The organism is Devosia sp. ZW T5_3, assembly GCF_044987315.1.
Taxonomy (GTDB): Bacteria; Pseudomonadota; Alphaproteobacteria; order Rhizobiales; family Devosiaceae; genus Devosia.
Genome location: NZ_JBJDRE010000001.1, coordinates 457,738 through 472,741, shown reverse-complemented (window position 1 = coordinate 472,741; position 15,004 = coordinate 457,738). Strand labels below are relative to the sequence as shown.

Here is a 15,004-nt window from a genome sequence, read left to right as displayed (position 1 = left end):
CTAGAATTTTTTAGGAAGGGTGAGCTTGAAGCGCTGGTCATCGACATCGGTGAAATAGATGTCGGTGGCAAAGCCCTGGTCGTCGATGAAACTGAAAATGCGCTTGGGCGCGTCGAGGCTGTAGGGCACCAGCAGGGTCACCAGCACATGGCTTTTGGCGGCCGGAACGCTTGCCCTTATGTGGTGATGCTGTTCCAGCCCCTCGGTATCGGCGGGGTCGATTTCGGGGAAGCCGTGCACCGCGCTGATGCTGGGCGCGCCGGCCGATGAGAAGACGAATTGGCCGTAAAAGCCGGCCCGCTCACCGTGGTAACGGAAGCTGGAGCGGCCGGCATCGGGCGCATTGGTGGTGTGGCAGAGCCAATCCAGCGTGACGGGCTCGGCGGCTTCGACGCGGTCGACGATGACGAAATAGCTGTCATCGACGAAATGGGTTTCGCGCTCGGCTTTCTGCACCTTTGGATTGGTGACGCGGTAGGCTTCGGTGGCGTCGCCGACGATGCGGATATGACCGGGGTTCTCTTCGACCTCGGTGATCTGCCCGGCGGCGCGACGGGCGAGGGCCTTGTCCTTGTCGGCATATTGGCCCTTGCCGTCGATCAGGATGGCATTTTTGGAGCGGGTCTGGCGCCGCCAGTCGCGGTGCATGCTGGAGTTAAAGGCTACATAGTGGCCGGACTGGATCGCCAAGTCTTCGCCATAGGCATAGAGCAGGAAGGCGTTCTGGTCGCCATGGCTGTGGCTGAGCGAGCCATAGGCGCTCGACTTGAACAGGAACTGGATGTGGCGCATGGGATCGTCCATGTGCTTCTGGATGGCGGCCCAGCCGATATCCTTGAACCATTTGACGGCGGGTAGATCGGTGGGCGGCAGCGCTTCGACGGGGGCGAAATCGTGCTGGTATTGCAGGTCGTCGAAATTGAGGTCCCACCAGCCGTAATTGTAGAAGGCCATTTCGGTGCCGGCGGCGTCGGCTTTGAGGCGCTCGAAATACCATTGGTAATGGCCATTGCCGGTGACGCCAGCGAATTGGCGGACATTGTAGCCGACCTTGAGGCCGGGCAGATCGCCCAGCGTTGAATCATCGCCAAAGCAGGCGCGGCGCGTGCCGGGGGCTTTGGTATAGAGCGGAAAGGCGCCGGTGTTCTGGAAGAAGGGGCGGCGGTAGAGATCGACGCCGAGATATTTGCGCAGCAGATTGGCCGCTTCGATGAAATAGGCGATGCCGGTCATCCAGTAATGCGGGCCCTCGGCCCAGCCGCCATCGGTGCCAGCCCAGGGCGAATAGAGCGTGGCTAGGAAATCGAGCGTGTAATCGAGCCAGGCAGTAGCCTCCTCGCTTTCGCCATCGAGCGCGATGCAGGCCGGGGTCAGCACTGCCGACAGCGAGCGGACGGCGTGGCTGTCATAGGGGAAGACCTGGATGCGGGCATGGGCGATGACGTGATTGGCCACCTCGCGCGTTCGGGTCACCAGCACCGCGCGGACCTCGTCGCGCTCGGCCTCGGTCAGATGATCGTGCAGCCAGTCATAGCCCCAGGATAAAGCGACCACGACGCGAAAACCGGCTTCGTCATTATAGGCGCGGGAGGTGGGGCCGGTTGGATCCCAACGGGCGATTGCGAGCAGCCAATCGCGGGACTTGTCAAGCAGGTCGGTGCGGCCCAGCACCTTGCCGGCAATGGCGAGGTGGCGGATGGCGTAGATGGTCTCCTGGCAATCGATATACATCTGCCGCCACAAGGTCGCGACGCGGATATTGTTGGGATAGGGCTTGGGCTCAGCGATGATGGGCCGATCGATCCAGGGGGCGACCGATTTTTCGTAGAACTGGTCCCAGCCGGCATGGGTGGCATCGCCTTTGACGGAGGCCGAAAAGGTGTGCAGCTCGTCCGGGTTCATCCATAGGCGGGGATGGCGCAGATCGCTCGCCGCGCGGCGGGCCGCGATGGATGGGACGGGAGTTTCGGGCAGGCCTTCGGCGAGATCGAAACTGCGGGTGCTGCTCCAATCCGAGCCTGGTGCGCCGGTCTTGGCGTCCCAGATGGCGTAGCTCCAGAAATGGTGGCCCGGCGGCAGTGGCGTGTCGGGGGTGAAGAAGTTCCAGGCCAGGTCGGTGTGGAGGCTCGTGCGGCTTTCGGGGAAGCTTGCATCGTCCGATATACGCAGCACATAGCGGGCGCCGTCGTCGATATCGGGCAGCCAGGAAAAGCGCGGCGGGTTCTCTGTTGGGGCCTGATCGGCGTTGGGCATATAGGTGATGGTCAACGAACCCGGCCGGGGTTCATCGAGAGCGGATTTGCGCAGCTTGGCCGGGGCAGAAGGACGCATCGCCTGCCGAACTCCTATCAAGGGGAAAGTGGGAGGGTGGCGGCGGGGAGGCCGCCACCCGGGAGGACGGAGCCGCTATTGCGCGGCGCCGTATTGGCGTTCATAGGCTGCCTGCATGACCTCGATGACCTGATCGTAGCCCATATCGGTGAGGCGCTGCTTGTAGGCATCCCAGCCGGTATTGACGTCCTGTGCGCCGAGCACCCAGGTCTGCTGCATCTCGGTCATGTAGGTGAGTAGGCTGGGCCAATAACGATCATAGATCGCCTTTTCTTCGGCATTGAGCGCTACACCCAGGAACTCGTCCTTGAGGCAATTGCACTCTTCGTACATGGCGATGCCGTCGAGCGCGATCTGGTTGGTCCATTGGCGCTCATATTCGTAGTCCATCCAATAGCCGCGCGGCACCTGGGCACCCACGGCCCAGAGCTGGGCATTGACCGGCTCGCCATTGGTCAACAGTTCTTCTTTGAACTGCGGCTTGCCATCGACCATGTCATAGGTCAGCCCCTCGACACCGAAGTTCGACATGATCCGACCCTGTTCGGAGAACCAGAAGTCGAAATATTTGATGGTTTCGACCGGGTGCTGATTGGTGGCCGAGATGGCCCAGCCGGCGGGCTGCACTTGTTGGCGGCGCGCATCTTCGAAGCGTTCGCCCGATACAGTCTTGGGCGGCAGCATGGGGACGAAGTTGAACCCTTCGATCGTGGGGCGAAGCGCATCATTATAGGTGGCGGTGCTGGCGAACCAGTCATGCATCATGCCGCCAAGATTGTTGCCGAGCAGGAATTCGCGCGATCGGGAGCCGCGGGTGAAGATTTCCTTGTCGATCAGCCCTTCCTTGTACCATTGGGCGATATTGGAAATGCCTGTCTTGTAGTTGTCCTCGGCCCACGGGTGACGCACCTTGCCATCATAGGTGGCGAAATCGCCATAGCGTTCGGAGCCGGAAACGCGGGCATCCCACAGGTTGATCAGGCGGACGGCGTCGACCACGTCGCGGGCGAAATAGGGGACTTCGTCCTTCTGGCCATTGCCATTGGGGTCCTGGTCGCGGAAGGCCTTGAGCACTTCATAGACTTCCTCGGGCGTTTCAGGTTGTTCGAGACCGAGTTTGTCCAGCCAGTCCTGGCGGATGAACCAGCCGCGCGAGAACTTGCCGTCCGGCACATAGGGAATGTAGTAGAGATTGCCGTCCGGGCCTGAAATCGAAGCCTTGATTTCGGGGTGGCTGTCGAAGAAAGCCTTGAGATTGGGGGCATGCTCCTCGATCAGGTCGTTGAGCGGCACGAAGGCGCCTTCCAGACCATAGCGGATGAAATCGTCCTTGAGGCCGCCCGAGGCGTCGCCACCCACGATATCGGGCAGATTGCCGGAGGCGATCAGCAGGTTGAAGGCATCGCGGCTGCTGGTGGTGGCGAGCGAGGCCACATTGCGCACGTGGGTATTGGTGAGCTCGGCGGCCTTCTGCTCCACCGGCCAGTCTTCGGTGTAGACGTATTTATCACGGAAGTGGAAGTGGATGGTGAGCTCGAGTGGCTCCTCGGTGATCTTGGGCGCCTCCTGCGCCCAGACCATTGATGGCATGGCCAAAGCGGCGGCCAGTGTGACGCTCGATACGCCTTTGAGTAGTGCTTTCACAGGTTCCTCCCTTGTGGTGCAGCGATTATTCTTTGACCCCGCCCAGCAGAATGCCTTTGGTGAAATAGCGCTGGGCGTATGGGTAGATGATGAGAACGGGGATGATCGACGCGACCATGATGGCGGCCGTCACCGTCTCGAACGAGTACTGGGCATTGAGCAGGCTCGAGGCGAATTCGTCGTTGGAATTGAGATCGACGATGACGCGCTTGAGATAGACCTGCAGCGGGATTTTCTCTTCGCCACGCAGCAGCACCATGGCCCAGAAATAGCCGTTCCAGCGCGAGACGATGCAGAACAAGGCCACGGTCACGATGGCCGGTTTGGAGAGGGGAATGAACACCTTCCACAGCAGCTGGATTTCGCTGGCGCCATCCATCTTGGCGGCTTCCTCGAACGACTTAGGTACTGCTTCAAAGAAGTTGCGCAACAGGATGACGTTAAAGGCATTACAGGCAAAACCGATGATGATGCCGAAGCGGCTATCAAGCAGCCCCAGGTCCCGCATATTGAGGAAGAAGGGGATCATGCCGGCGTTGAACCAGAGCGTGAAGGCAATGGCGATGTTGAAGAAGGTCCGGCCGCGCAGGCGCTTGCGGGAGAGCGCATAGGCGCCCGGGATCATGATGGCGAGGCTCATCAGCGTGCCGCCGAAGGTGTAGATAAAGGTGTTGCCATAGGCGACCCAGAACATCTTGTCCGACAGCACCCGCTCATAGGCTGCCAGCGTCAGTCCAACGGGGAAAAACGTGACCTTGCCAGAGGTGACGGCGGCGCCCGAAGAAATCGACACTGCCAGGATGTAGATGAACGGGTAGAGCGTAGAGAGCACGAACAGCGTCAGCAGGACCGCGTTGGCCCAACCAAAAATCTTGTCGCCACGCGTATAGAGATTGAAGGCTGCCATTTATCTTTTCCTCACCACAGCGACGTTGACGACAGCTTCCGGCTGATCCGGTTGGCCGAGTAGACGAGGACGAAAGCGATGACGGCGTTGAACAGGCCCGCAGCGGTCGCCAGATCGTATTGGGTGCCTTGCAAGCCGGTGCGGTAGATGAAGGTGGAGACCACGTCGGCTGTCTCGTAAGTCGAGGGCTGGTAGAGCAAGATGATGTATTCGAAACCCACTTCGACCAAATTGCCGATGCGGATGATCAGCATGATGATGATGGTCGGCAGGATGCAGGGCAGCGTGATGCGCCACATCATCTGCCAGCGCGACGCGCCATCGACGCGGGCGCTTTCGTAAAGCGTGGGGCTCACCCCGGCGATGGCGGCCAGATAGACGATCGATTCAAAGCCCGCTTCCTTCCAAATGCTCGACCCGATGAAGACAGGGCGGAACCATTCGGGCTGGGTCAGGAAGTAGATGGGTTCGAACCCCATCCATTTAAGGAAGATGTTGATAACGCCGGTCGAGGGCGACAGGAAATTGATGACGATACCGGCAACGATCACCACGGAGATGAAGTGGGGCAGATAGACTACGGTCTGGGCCCAGCGCCGCGCGACCGCGCTTTGCACCTCGTTGAACATCAGCGCCAAGATGATTGGCACCGGGAAGGCGAAGATCAGGCCGATCGAGCTGATAATGATGGTGTTGAAGAACGAGCGGATGAACAGCCCGTTGTTGAACAGTTCCTGGAAATGGGCGAAGCCGACCCAGGGGCTGGCATCGACGCCACGGAAAATCGAGAAATCCTTGAAGGCGATCTGCAGCCCGTGCATGGGCTTGTAGAGAAACAGTGCGAACCAGATGACCATTGGTGCCAGCAGGAGATAGAGCTGCCAATCGCGCCTTAGGTCTTCGCCAAGCGTGCGCAGATAATCGCGAAAGCGGTTTTCCATTGCCCTGCCCTCACGCCAGCGTCTTGAGGGTTCGACCGGTCTCGGTGTCGAAGACATGCATGCGGGATGTGTCGATCCCGAGCCGGCGGACATTGGCGAGATCGTGGATGGCAGAAAGCGTTTCGGCCTTGGCGATGAAGGGGTGATCATCGATACGGCCATGCAGCAGCGCCTCGGCGCCCAGTGGCTCGACGAGATCGATGATGCAGTTCACGGCTTCGGTGGTTGCATCCGCATTGACCAGCATGGCCTCGGGGCGGATGCCGAGCTTGACGGCCTGGCCGTCCCTGGTGTTGTGAGCGAAGGCTTCGGGGATGGCCAGGCTCTGCCCTGCCCCACCGGCGATGACGCCGCGGGGCTTGCCATCAACTACGGAGATTGTTGCATCGATCAGGTTCATCGGCGGGGAGCCGATAAAGCTGGCCACAAAGGTATTGGCCGGCTCGAGGAACACGTCCATGGGCGAGCCGACCTGCTCGATATGGCCGTTGTTCATGATGACGATGCGGTCGGCCAGGGTCATGGCCTCGACCTGATCATGGGTCACATAAATGCTGGTGGCTTCCATGCGACGGTGCAGCAGCTTGATCTCGGCGCGCATATGGGTGCGCAGCTTGGCATCGAGATTGGACAGCGGCTCGTCGAACAGGAAAACCTTCGGCTTGCGCACGATGGCGCGGCCCATGGCGACGCGCTGGCGTTGGCCGCCGGAGAGGTCGGCGGGCTTGCGCTTGAGATAGTCGGTCAGGCCCAGAATATGGGCGGCCTCGGCGACGGCCTTGTTGACCACGTCCTTCTTTTCGCGGCGCACGCGCAGGCCGAAGGCAATGTTTTCGGCCACGTCGAGATGGGGATAGAGCGCGTAATTCTGGAACACCATGGCCACGTCGCGGTCTTTGGGGGCGACCTTGTTGACCGTGCGCCCGCCGATGGAAACCGTGCCGCCCGAGATGTCTTCGAGCCCCGCCACCATGCGCAAAGTGGTCGACTTGCCGCAGCCGGAGGGACCGACCAGCACCACGAATTCCTTGGGCTGGATGGAGAGGTTGATGCCATGCACAACCTCAAGCGCGCCGTAGCGCTTGACGACATCGTTGATCTCAACTGCGGACATAGAAAGGCTCCTCCTCAGGGCCCTGGAGTTTCAGGAGACGGTCTATTCAGCGACCGTCTTGGACCCACGCGGAGCGCGCTTTTTGGGCACGCGGGTATTGATCTGTTCGATATAGGCCCAGATTTTGGGGTTCTTGGAGAGCTCGGCGATCTTGGATTCGAGCGAACCCAAATGCTTGGCGACAGCCTCGCGTGCAGCTTCAACGTCGCCGGATTCAATGGCTGCGACGATGGCCTCGTGCTCGCCGATCACCTGTTCGGTGCGGCGCACGGCGAAGACGCGCTTGAGATGGCGCATGCGATCCATTTCGCCCTTGGCCTGATTGACCACGCCCCAGGCGCCAGGCAGGCGCGCGGCGGCGAAAATGGTGCGGTGGAATTCTTCGTCAAGCAGGAAGAAGTCGGTGAATTGCTCGTCTTCGGCGGCGGTGCGCTGCTCGCCAAGGCAGGTCTTGAGGCGAGCAATATCCTCGAAAGAGTGGCGCTTGGTGGCTTCGATCACCGCGCCCTCTTCGAGCTTGAATCGAATGAAGCAGGCTTCCATGTAGCGCTGCACATCGATGGTGGCGACGTAGGTGCCGCCCTGCGGCACGACAGTGACGAAACCTTCGTCGGCGAGCCGGATGATGGCCTCACGCACCGGCGTCTTGCTGACATGCAGCAGCGCCGCGATCTCCTTTTCCGACAGCGCCCGGCCTGGCAGCAGCTTGACCTCGACGATCAGCTTGCGCAGCAGGGCATAAATGCGGTTGGCCATATTGCCGACCGACGGCAACTCGTCAGACCGCACAAGATCGACCAAGGGCAGCGATGGAAATTCACTCGTTGGAGACATATCAATCCAATAACTGATATCTTAGTTGATGCATTGATATGTCTGTAGCCGCTCCTTGTCAACGCTCCTCGCCATCAAGCTAGACGTCGGCGTATCCGGCCGGCGATAATGCCGGATGAGCAGATTTGTGCCTTCAGGTCACCCGCACCAGCGCTGAATGAGCATCCGGCTGGACAAAACCAAGAACATTGCGCTGTTGGGGAGTGTTTGGGACGGCGGCCTGCTGCCCCACGCCGAGGTCTTGCACCATGGCCCGTTCCACCAGCCAATGCCGGGGGAATTCCACGCGCAGATGGGCGGAGAGATAGTGAAAGGCCCTTACGGTTAGGGTGTGAAATCGGCACCTGTTCCTGCGAGCAGCTAACTCGAAATTCGGCGGCAGGAGTTACCGGGAACGAATTTTGGACTCAGCACCAAATCCTGTGGTGGGTCGATCGCCGCATCGGGATTAATGATGCGGTGCAGCAGACCCCGGGGCGATGATACCGCCGCGCTTGAGTGTGTCCTGCACCACCATGGTGATACGTGGGGTGATGACATTGGCAGATCCATCCAATTGGGCATCCGCCCCGAGCACATCGAGCTGACTTCGGACGGCAATGCCGCCAGGTCCGCAGCATCGAACCGACCGGATCGGAAACGCATTTGCAGCTTGAGGCGGGCGACGACATCGTCGTTGCTGTACTGGGAAATCGACCCAAACTGACCGTGGGCGAGCCGGTCAGCTTTACCTATGACACGGCCAACATCCTGCTTTTCGATATGGAGACCGGCATCCGGTTGACCGATCATCAGGCACCTTAGTGGCGCTGGCAGGTACAAGGGCTCCCACGCCGATGACCGAACTCTTATGGCCGTAGCGCCTGCTCCGTTTGGGGATCGAAGATATGGACTTTATCCATATCAATACTCAGCTTCGCCTGCTGATTAGGCGAGGGTGCGGTATCCGGGTCTACCCTGGCGCACACCACGTCGTTGCCGACGCTGAAATAAAGCAAGGTTTCCAGCCCCAACGGCTCGACGATCTCGACATTGGCCAAGATCGGGGCAGCATGGGGTCGACCATTGGGTTGGGTGATCACTTCCGGCCGAATTCCCACAATGACCTCGCGTCCCGCCAAAAGCCCCGCGCTTGCCCGCATTGACGGTGGCACCGGAAGGCTCGTGCCGTCTACCAGCACCAGTGTCAGTTCATCCCCAGCGGCAACGACGCTTGCCGATAGCAGGTTCATTGCTGGCGAACCGATAAAGCCGGCCACAAACAGGCTCGCCGGGCGATGATAGAGTTCCTGCGGCGGCCCGACCTGCTCAATGCGGCCCTTGTTCATTACCACGACCCGATCGGCCATGGTCATGGCCTCGATCTGGTCATGTGTCACGTAAACTGTGGTCGTCGGCAGGGTCTGGTGCAACCGCTTGATTTCGGTGCGCATCTGCACGCGCAACTTGGCGTCCAGGTTCGACAGCGGCTCGTCAAATAGAAACACTTTTGGATTGCGCACGATGGCCCGGCCCATGGCCACGCGCTGGCGCTGGCCACCAGAAAGCTGGCCAGGGCGTCGGTCTAGGAGTTCGGTGATGTGTAGGGTCTGCGCCGCCGCCGCAATCCGCTGCTGAATGTCTGCCTTTGGCATTTTCTGCTGCTGCAGGCAAAAAGCGATGTTCTCATGCACGCTCATATGGGGATAAAGCGCGTAATTCTGGAACACCATGGCAATATCGCGCTCACCCGGCCCCAGATTGTTGACCACCCGGTCACCGATGGCGATCTCGCCGCCGCTGATATGCTCGAGCCCGGCGATCATGCGCAGTGTCGTCGACTTGCCGCAGCCTGAAGGCCCGACCAGCACTACGAATTCATTGTCGGCGACTTCAAGGTTGATGCCCCGCACCACCTGGTGCTCGTTATAGGCTTTGACCACGTTCCGAAGAGAAAGTTGAGCCATGCTGGTTTCCTATTTCTCGCGCAACCAAACGAGCATGCCGCCGGCTTGTCGGTTGGCCCATAGGTGATACGGGATCGCATTAAGACGCGTTGCTTGGGTTTTCGGTTGTTCGCGGCGGTAAAGTTGCCCGTCCCAGTCCGCGTCGCTGGTTTTAGTAGCTAAGGCCGAAAGCCGCACTGCGCCGCCGAGCAAGTCGGGATCAAATTCCGCTGCGATTTCTGCGTCGGCCGGTAGCGCCAACAATTGGGGCACAAACCCCAGATCAGCCTCCTCCGCGCAGTAGACCACCGGCCCACGTTTCAACGCCACGCGCCCGGCATCCTCGCTGGCCAGCGGGTGAGCATAAAGTCGCTCGACCGGCATGTCGAAGCTGATCCGCACCACGTCGCCGGCCGCCCACTGGCGAGCGATGGCCAGATAACCCTTTTCAGCGGCGGCAGTGTCTATCCCCTCTCCGTTCACCGTCACGCTGGCCTTGTTACACCAGCCCGGCATACGCAGACGTAGTGTGAAAGGCATCGGCGCCGCAGGCACAAGGGTCAGCGCGATATCGCCATCCCAAGGATAAGACGTTTCTTGTGATATTTGCACGATCCGCCCGCCAATCTCGGCTTCGGCCGTGTTGGCGCCGTACAGATGGACGACCAGTTCATCTGGCTTGGTTGTGTAGAAATAGCTGCCCAGCGAGGCGATCAGACGGGCGATATTGGTGGGGCAGCACGGACAATAATGCCATTTCCAGCGCCGGTGCTGGCCATGGCTTTCCAGCACATTCTCATAAAAATAGTGCTCGCCATCCCGCGCAATGCCGGAGAGCGCGCCATTGAAAATTGCCAGTTCGACATGGTCGGTGAAGCGCGAATCCAGCTCGATCTGTGCCATACGATGCCCCCAGAAGGCCAGGGCAACCGCCGCGCAGGTCTCGGCATAGGCAGTTTCATTGGGCAGGTCGTATTCCCGGGTAAACCCTTCATTGGCGCCCGAGGGTCCCAGACCGCCAGTAATGTAGAGCTGCCGTCCGGTGAGGTTGTCGAAAAGCCGGTCACAGGCGGCCAGGAGCGTCAGATCGCTAGTTTCGTAGGCGAGGTCCGCCATGGCCGAGAACAGATACATGGCCCGCACCGCGTGGCCCACCACCTGGGTCTGCTCGCGCACCGGCATGTGGGCCTGGCTATAGGCATAGGTCTGGTAGTGGTAATTGGCAGGATCATCACCCCGTCGCCGCGCTTCCTCGTCGTAATAGGAGGGCATCTGGCCGCGCTCATCGACGAAATACTGTGCAAGCTTGAGATGCTTGGGATTCTTGGTCACGCGATAGAGCTTGATCAGCGCTAGCTCGATCTCCTCATGCGCGTCGTAGCCGCGCAATTTACCCGGCTCGCGGCCGAAGGTGGCATCGATGTGATCGACCGCTTTGATCATCACATCCAGGAAAGCCCGCTTCCCGGTAGCTTCGAAATAAGCCACCGCTCCTTCGAGCAAATGTCCCATGGAATACATTTCATGTAGGTCGCGCAGATTGGTCCAGCGCTTGTCCGGCTCCCGGCGGATGAACCAGGAATTAAGGTAACCGTCCGCCATTTGCCCGTGGGCGAGTTTTTCGACGATACCATCGATCTTTGCTTGCAGCGCCGGATTGGGATGGGCTTTGAGCGTATAGCTCGCAGCCTCAATCCACTTGCCGAAATCGCTGTCGAAGAAATGCTGCATCGAGAGCCCGCTGGGTTGGATCGGCCGGGCCAATGGCCCGGGTGGCTGGTCGAAATTGAGCACCTCGAGAAAGCGCTCTTCATCGAGGCGTCGGTGCTGGCTGGGCACGGTCACCTCGCGCACCGTTTTGCTCCAACTTTCCCAGAAGCCGCCGGCGAAATCGACCTTGGCATGGTCAACGGGAACATAGCGCTCGATGCGCGGGGGATTGGATAGATCGGTCATCGGATCGCTTTCGAAACCAGGTGGATCATTTGACGGCGCCAGCCGTCATGCCGCGCACGTAATAGCGTTGCAGCAACAGGAAGAGGACAAGGCAGGGGATCATGGTGACCGTGACGCCGGCCTGCAGAGCGCCCCAGTCGATAATGCCGTAGATGCCGGATGAGACATTCACCAGCATGATGGGCAGAGTGAACTTGTTCTGGTCGGACAGGAAAATCAGTGCCGCCAGAAATTCGTTCCAGGAATTGAGAAAGGCAAAGAGCGCCACCGTAGCGACCCCCGGCAGGGCAATAGGCACCATGATGCGGCGCAGAATGGTCCATTGGGAGGCCCCATCGATCCGCGCCGCCTCGATCAATGCCTTGGGCACAGCATCGAAGGCATTGCGCATCATGAAGATCGAAAAGGGCAGCTGGAAGGTGGTGTAGATCAGCACCAGCCCCAACAGGTTGTTCTGCAGCTTGAGCAAGTTGAGGATCAGGAATAACGGCGTCAAAATGGACTGGAACGGAATCATCATCGTTGCCATCAAGGCGACGAACAGGACCGTCTGACCGGGAAAGCGGAATTTGGAAAAGCCATAACCGGCCGGCACCGCGATCAGCACGGTCAGCAGGACTGTTCCCAAAGCGATCATCACCGAATTGCCGGCATAGACATACCAGCCTGCTCCTACCCCTTCGAGACGACGGTAATTATCGAGCGAAAAAGCTTTGCTGAACAAAGCAAGCGGATTGGCCAACGCCTCGGCGGGCGGCTTGAAGGAATTGGCCACCGACCAGACCATGGGCATCAGGAACAGCACGGCCAAGACACTGGCCGCGACATAAAAGGCTACCAGACCCAGCCGCTCCCGGCGCGAGGGGCCATTGCTAGTCAGATCGCTCATCAGCTTTCCTCCGGGCGGACTTTAAGAAAGGTCAGTTGGATCGAGCTGATGGCAACCAGCACCACGAGCAGTACCAGCGACAGCGCCGAGCCGTAGCCCAGCCGGTAGGAACTGAACGAGGCCAGATAAATCTGAAACACCGCGGTAATAGTCGAGTTCTGCGGCCCGCCCTGGGTGATGACGAAGAACTGATCGAAGGCCAGCATCGAGGAGGTGACGTTAAGCACCAGCGCCAGCAGCAGCGAATTGCGCATCAGCGGCAGGGTAATATTGCGGAACCGGCTCCAGGCATTGGCGCCGTCGATCTTGGCCGCCTCGATCACCTCGGCAGGCACGCTTTGCAAGCCCGTGAGCAGGATCACCATGGTGAAGCCCGCGCTCTTCCACACCACCATCAGGATGATTACACCCAGCGCCGGCCAAAAGCTCTCAATTGGGCGCGGCGCGGCTGTCACCAGATGCAGGCTCTTGAGCAATTGCGCAAAAACCCCGCTATCGGGATTGAGCAGCCACATCCAAAGGGTCGAAGCCGCACCGAACCCGATCACCACCGGCATAAAGAAGATGGTGCGGAAAAAGCCTGCCGCTCGCAGTGGCCGGTCGATTAACAGCGCGAGCGGAAAGGCCACAGCGAAGAGGGCCAGGGTCACCAGCACGGTATAAAGCATGGTGAAACCCACGCTGTTCCAGAGCTGACGGTCCCCCGCGATCTCCATGAAATTATCGAGTCCGATAAAGCTTGATTTGCCCAGCAGCGGCCAGTCATGCAAGCTCATCCACACTGTCATGATGAGCGGCACGAAGAAAAAGAGTCCGATCATGATCAGGCTCGGCACGATGAAGGCGGCGCCCAGCCATTGATGCGGCTCTTGCCGGATTGCCGGCTGTTCGATGGACATGGTCACGGCGCACTCCCCTTGCTGATCAAAAATCGGCGGACGGAACAGATCCCGTCCGCCACGCTCCGGGAGGAGTTACTTGGGGTTGGTGCGTTCCAGGATCTTGGTGAACCCTTCTTGCGCCGCGCTAATCGCACCATCGATATCGCCATCGAAAATGGCGGTTTGCAGCAGATTGACCCAGGGGCCAGTGCGGGCCACGAACAATTCGTCGGAAGCGAAAGTGTAGGGCGTGCGTGCGCTAGCCAGGATATCGTAGGCAATTAGATTGCGCGGATCGAAATCGGCATAGGCCTCATCGGCCAAATCGGTGCGCGGCGGCATGCCGGATTCCGCGGTGATCAGGACTTGCTGCTCGGGCTGCATGTAGAAGTCGATGAAGCTCTCGGCCACGGCCTTTTTTTCAGGGCTGATGCCCTTCATCAGAGCCAGCGTGTCGCCACCGGCAAAGCTCGAGGCGCCGCCTTCGGGACCGGGAATGGGTGCGACGCCAAAATTCACGTCGGGATATTGGCTGGTGAGCAGATTCACGATGTAGGACCCTGTCATCAGAATACCAACCTTGCCCGAGGCAAAAGCGGCCACTGCATCATTGCCCACGCCCGAGCGGGACGTGGGGTGGATGGAGCCCGATGTCCACATGTCATTATAGGCAGCTAGCGTCGCTCGCATGGCCGGCGTGTCGATGGTTGCAGTGCGCCCGTCTTCGGAGAGCACATCGGCTCCGGCCGCCCAGATATGGGGCGTGAAATCATAGACCAACCAACTGCCTGAGCTTGCCACGAAGAAAAGGCCATAAGTGTCATTGCCCAGCGCAGTGATCTTCTTTGCGTCTTCAGCAATTTCGGCCAGCGAGGCTGGGGCCTTTTCCGGATCGAGCCCGGCGGCTGTGAACAGATCCTTGTTATAGGCGATGATCGAGGCGTCAGGCAGCGCGGGCACGCCATAGACCTTGCCCTCATAGGTGGCTAGGCGAATATGGGAGGGGCTGAGGGCATCCGCATAGGGCAGGCCCTTGATGAAATCGGTCATATCTTCGAGGCTGTCGGTCGCCGCGAAAGTGGGCAGATAGATCAAATCCAGCACAGCGCCATCGGGCGCTGCCCCCGCCGCGATCGAGGTGCCTAGCTTGGGCACCATCTGTTCAGCGGTGATCGGCGTCACCACGACCTTGTCGTCATGGCTGGCATTGTAGAGATCGACGAGCTTTTCCAAGACGCCCGCTGAGGACGTCCGCACCCATAGGTTCAGCTCTTCGGCACGCGCCGACGACATGGCCACAAGGCCTGTCGCGGCAATCGCCGTGGTCATCAGCATCCACTTTTTCATGATGGTTTTCCCTTCCCGTTTCCCTCATCTGGCAACGGACCCGCCACCAGATTGCCATGAGGACTAGCAGCAAGAATTCAGTTTGTCGACAATATTTGCGAAAGCGCTTTCTCATCGGAAATTTGGAACGGAATGGCCGGTCTTCTTCGGTTTATTGCACCCAGGACTTTCGAGTTTTGCGAAAACATGCGAAAGCCGAACATGTTGCAAGGCTTTCGGCTCGCAACGATCCCTG

The 15,004-nt window shown here is 59.7% G+C and carries 12 protein-coding genes; 1 reads left to right on the top strand and 11 read right to left on the bottom strand.

All coding sequences use genetic code 11. The annotated features are described in order from the left end of the window. From ACI3KW_RS02250 to ACI3KW_RS02225, 6 genes are all read right to left on the bottom strand, one after another. On the bottom strand, positions 1 to 2,331 hold the full coding sequence (locus tag ACI3KW_RS02250; protein WP_404846738.1) for a DUF4962 domain-containing protein: 2,331 nt from the start codon (positions 2,329 to 2,331) through the stop codon (positions 1 to 3). Between the two features lie 75 nt (positions 2,332 to 2,406). After that, a complete protein-coding gene (locus tag ACI3KW_RS02245) occupies positions 2,407 to 3,921 on the bottom strand; it encodes an extracellular solute-binding protein (RefSeq protein ID WP_404846789.1) in 1,515 nt (504 codons plus the stop codon). Between the two features lie 79 nt (positions 3,922 to 4,000). After that, the gene (locus tag ACI3KW_RS02240) at positions 4,001 to 4,882 is read right to left on the bottom strand and encodes a carbohydrate ABC transporter permease (protein WP_113123731.1); all 882 of its coding nucleotides are present in this window, start codon (positions 4,880 to 4,882) and stop codon (positions 4,001 to 4,003) included. Positions 4,883 to 4,893: 11 nt separating this feature from the next. Then, on the bottom strand, positions 4,894 to 5,823 hold the full coding sequence (locus ACI3KW_RS02235) for a sugar ABC transporter permease (protein ID WP_113123730.1): 930 nt from the start codon (positions 5,821 to 5,823) through the stop codon (positions 4,894 to 4,896). 10 nt (positions 5,824 to 5,833) lie between these two features. Continuing rightward, positions 5,834 to 6,937 (bottom strand): ABC transporter ATP-binding protein, encoded by a 1,104-nt coding sequence (locus ACI3KW_RS02230; protein WP_404846737.1) that lies wholly within the window; start codon positions 6,935 to 6,937, stop codon positions 5,834 to 5,836. 42 nt (positions 6,938 to 6,979) lie between these two features. After that, positions 6,980 to 7,771 carry a GntR family transcriptional regulator gene (locus ACI3KW_RS02225; RefSeq protein WP_162740477.1) on the bottom strand — a complete coding sequence of 264 codons (792 nt, stop codon included), beginning with the start codon at positions 7,769 to 7,771 and terminating at the stop codon, positions 6,980 to 6,982. 645 nt (positions 7,772 to 8,416) lie between these two features. Between ACI3KW_RS02225 and ACI3KW_RS02220 the strand changes: the two genes are divergently transcribed. Further along, complete coding sequence (locus ACI3KW_RS02220) at positions 8,417 to 8,575, top strand: hypothetical protein (RefSeq protein ID WP_404846736.1); 159 nt, start codon at positions 8,417 to 8,419, stop codon at positions 8,573 to 8,575. A gap of 44 nt (positions 8,576 to 8,619) precedes the next feature. Here the strand turns inward: ACI3KW_RS02220 and ACI3KW_RS02215 are convergent, their stop codons facing one another. The 5 genes from ACI3KW_RS02215 to ACI3KW_RS02195 form a co-directional block, all read right to left on the bottom strand. After that, positions 8,620 to 9,717, bottom strand: a complete 1,098-nt coding sequence (locus tag ACI3KW_RS02215; protein ID WP_404846735.1) for an ABC transporter ATP-binding protein — start codon at positions 9,715 to 9,717, stop codon at positions 8,620 to 8,622. Positions 9,718 to 9,726: 9 nt separating this feature from the next. Continuing rightward, positions 9,727 to 11,652, bottom strand: a complete 1,926-nt coding sequence (locus tag ACI3KW_RS02210; RefSeq protein ID WP_404846734.1) for a glycoside hydrolase family 127 protein — start codon at positions 11,650 to 11,652, stop codon at positions 9,727 to 9,729. Positions 11,653 to 11,677: 25 nt separating this feature from the next. Then, a complete protein-coding gene (locus ACI3KW_RS02205) occupies positions 11,678 to 12,541 on the bottom strand; it encodes a carbohydrate ABC transporter permease (RefSeq protein WP_404846733.1) in 864 nt (287 codons plus the stop codon). After that, on the bottom strand, positions 12,541 to 13,440 hold the full coding sequence (locus ACI3KW_RS02200) for a carbohydrate ABC transporter permease (RefSeq protein ID WP_404846788.1): 900 nt from the start codon (positions 13,438 to 13,440) through the stop codon (positions 12,541 to 12,543). Before ACI3KW_RS02200 ends, ACI3KW_RS02205 begins: the two co-directional genes overlap by 1 nt. A 75-nt stretch (positions 13,441 to 13,515) precedes the next feature. Then, entirely contained in the window at positions 13,516 to 14,769 is a 1,254-nt protein-coding gene (locus ACI3KW_RS02195; protein ID WP_113123724.1) for a sugar ABC transporter substrate-binding protein, read from the bottom strand. Positions 14,770 to 15,004 lie beyond the last annotated feature (235 nt).

Bases quoted from the DNA above. Each gene is read 5' to 3' on its own strand.
- ACI3KW_RS02215 (WP_404846735.1), bottom strand. From the start codon at position 9,717: ATGGCTCAACTTTCTCTTCGGAACGTGGTCAAAGCCTATAACGAGCAC.
- ACI3KW_RS02205 (WP_404846733.1), bottom strand. From the start codon at position 12,541: ATGAGCGATCTGACTAGCAATGGCCCCTCGCGCCGGGAGCGGCTGGGT.
- ACI3KW_RS02250 (WP_404846738.1), bottom strand. From the start codon at position 2,331: ATGCGTCCTTCTGCCCCGGCCAAGCTGCGCAAATCCGCTCTCGATGAA.
- ACI3KW_RS02195 (WP_113123724.1), bottom strand. From the start codon at position 14,769: ATGAAAAAGTGGATGCTGATGACCACGGCGATTGCCGCGACAGGCCTT.
- ACI3KW_RS02230 (WP_404846737.1), bottom strand. From the start codon at position 6,937: ATGTCCGCAGTTGAGATCAACGATGTCGTCAAGCGCTACGGCGCGCTT.
- ACI3KW_RS02235 (WP_113123730.1), bottom strand. From the start codon at position 5,823: ATGGAAAACCGCTTTCGCGATTATCTGCGCACGCTTGGCGAAGACCTA.
- ACI3KW_RS02245 (WP_404846789.1), bottom strand. From the start codon at position 3,921: ATGCCATCAATGGTCTGGGCGCAGGAGGCGCCCAAGATCACCGAGGAG.
- ACI3KW_RS02210 (WP_404846734.1), bottom strand. From the start codon at position 11,652: ATGACCGATCTATCCAATCCCCCGCGCATCGAGCGCTATGTTCCCGTT.
- ACI3KW_RS02200 (WP_404846788.1), bottom strand. From the start codon at position 13,440: ATGTCCATCGAACAGCCGGCAATCCGGCAAGAGCCGCATCAATGGCTG.
- ACI3KW_RS02225 (WP_162740477.1), bottom strand. From the start codon at position 7,771: ATGTCTCCAACGAGTGAATTTCCATCGCTGCCCTTGGTCGATCTTGTG.
- ACI3KW_RS02240 (WP_113123731.1), bottom strand. From the start codon at position 4,882: ATGGCAGCCTTCAATCTCTATACGCGTGGCGACAAGATTTTTGGTTGG.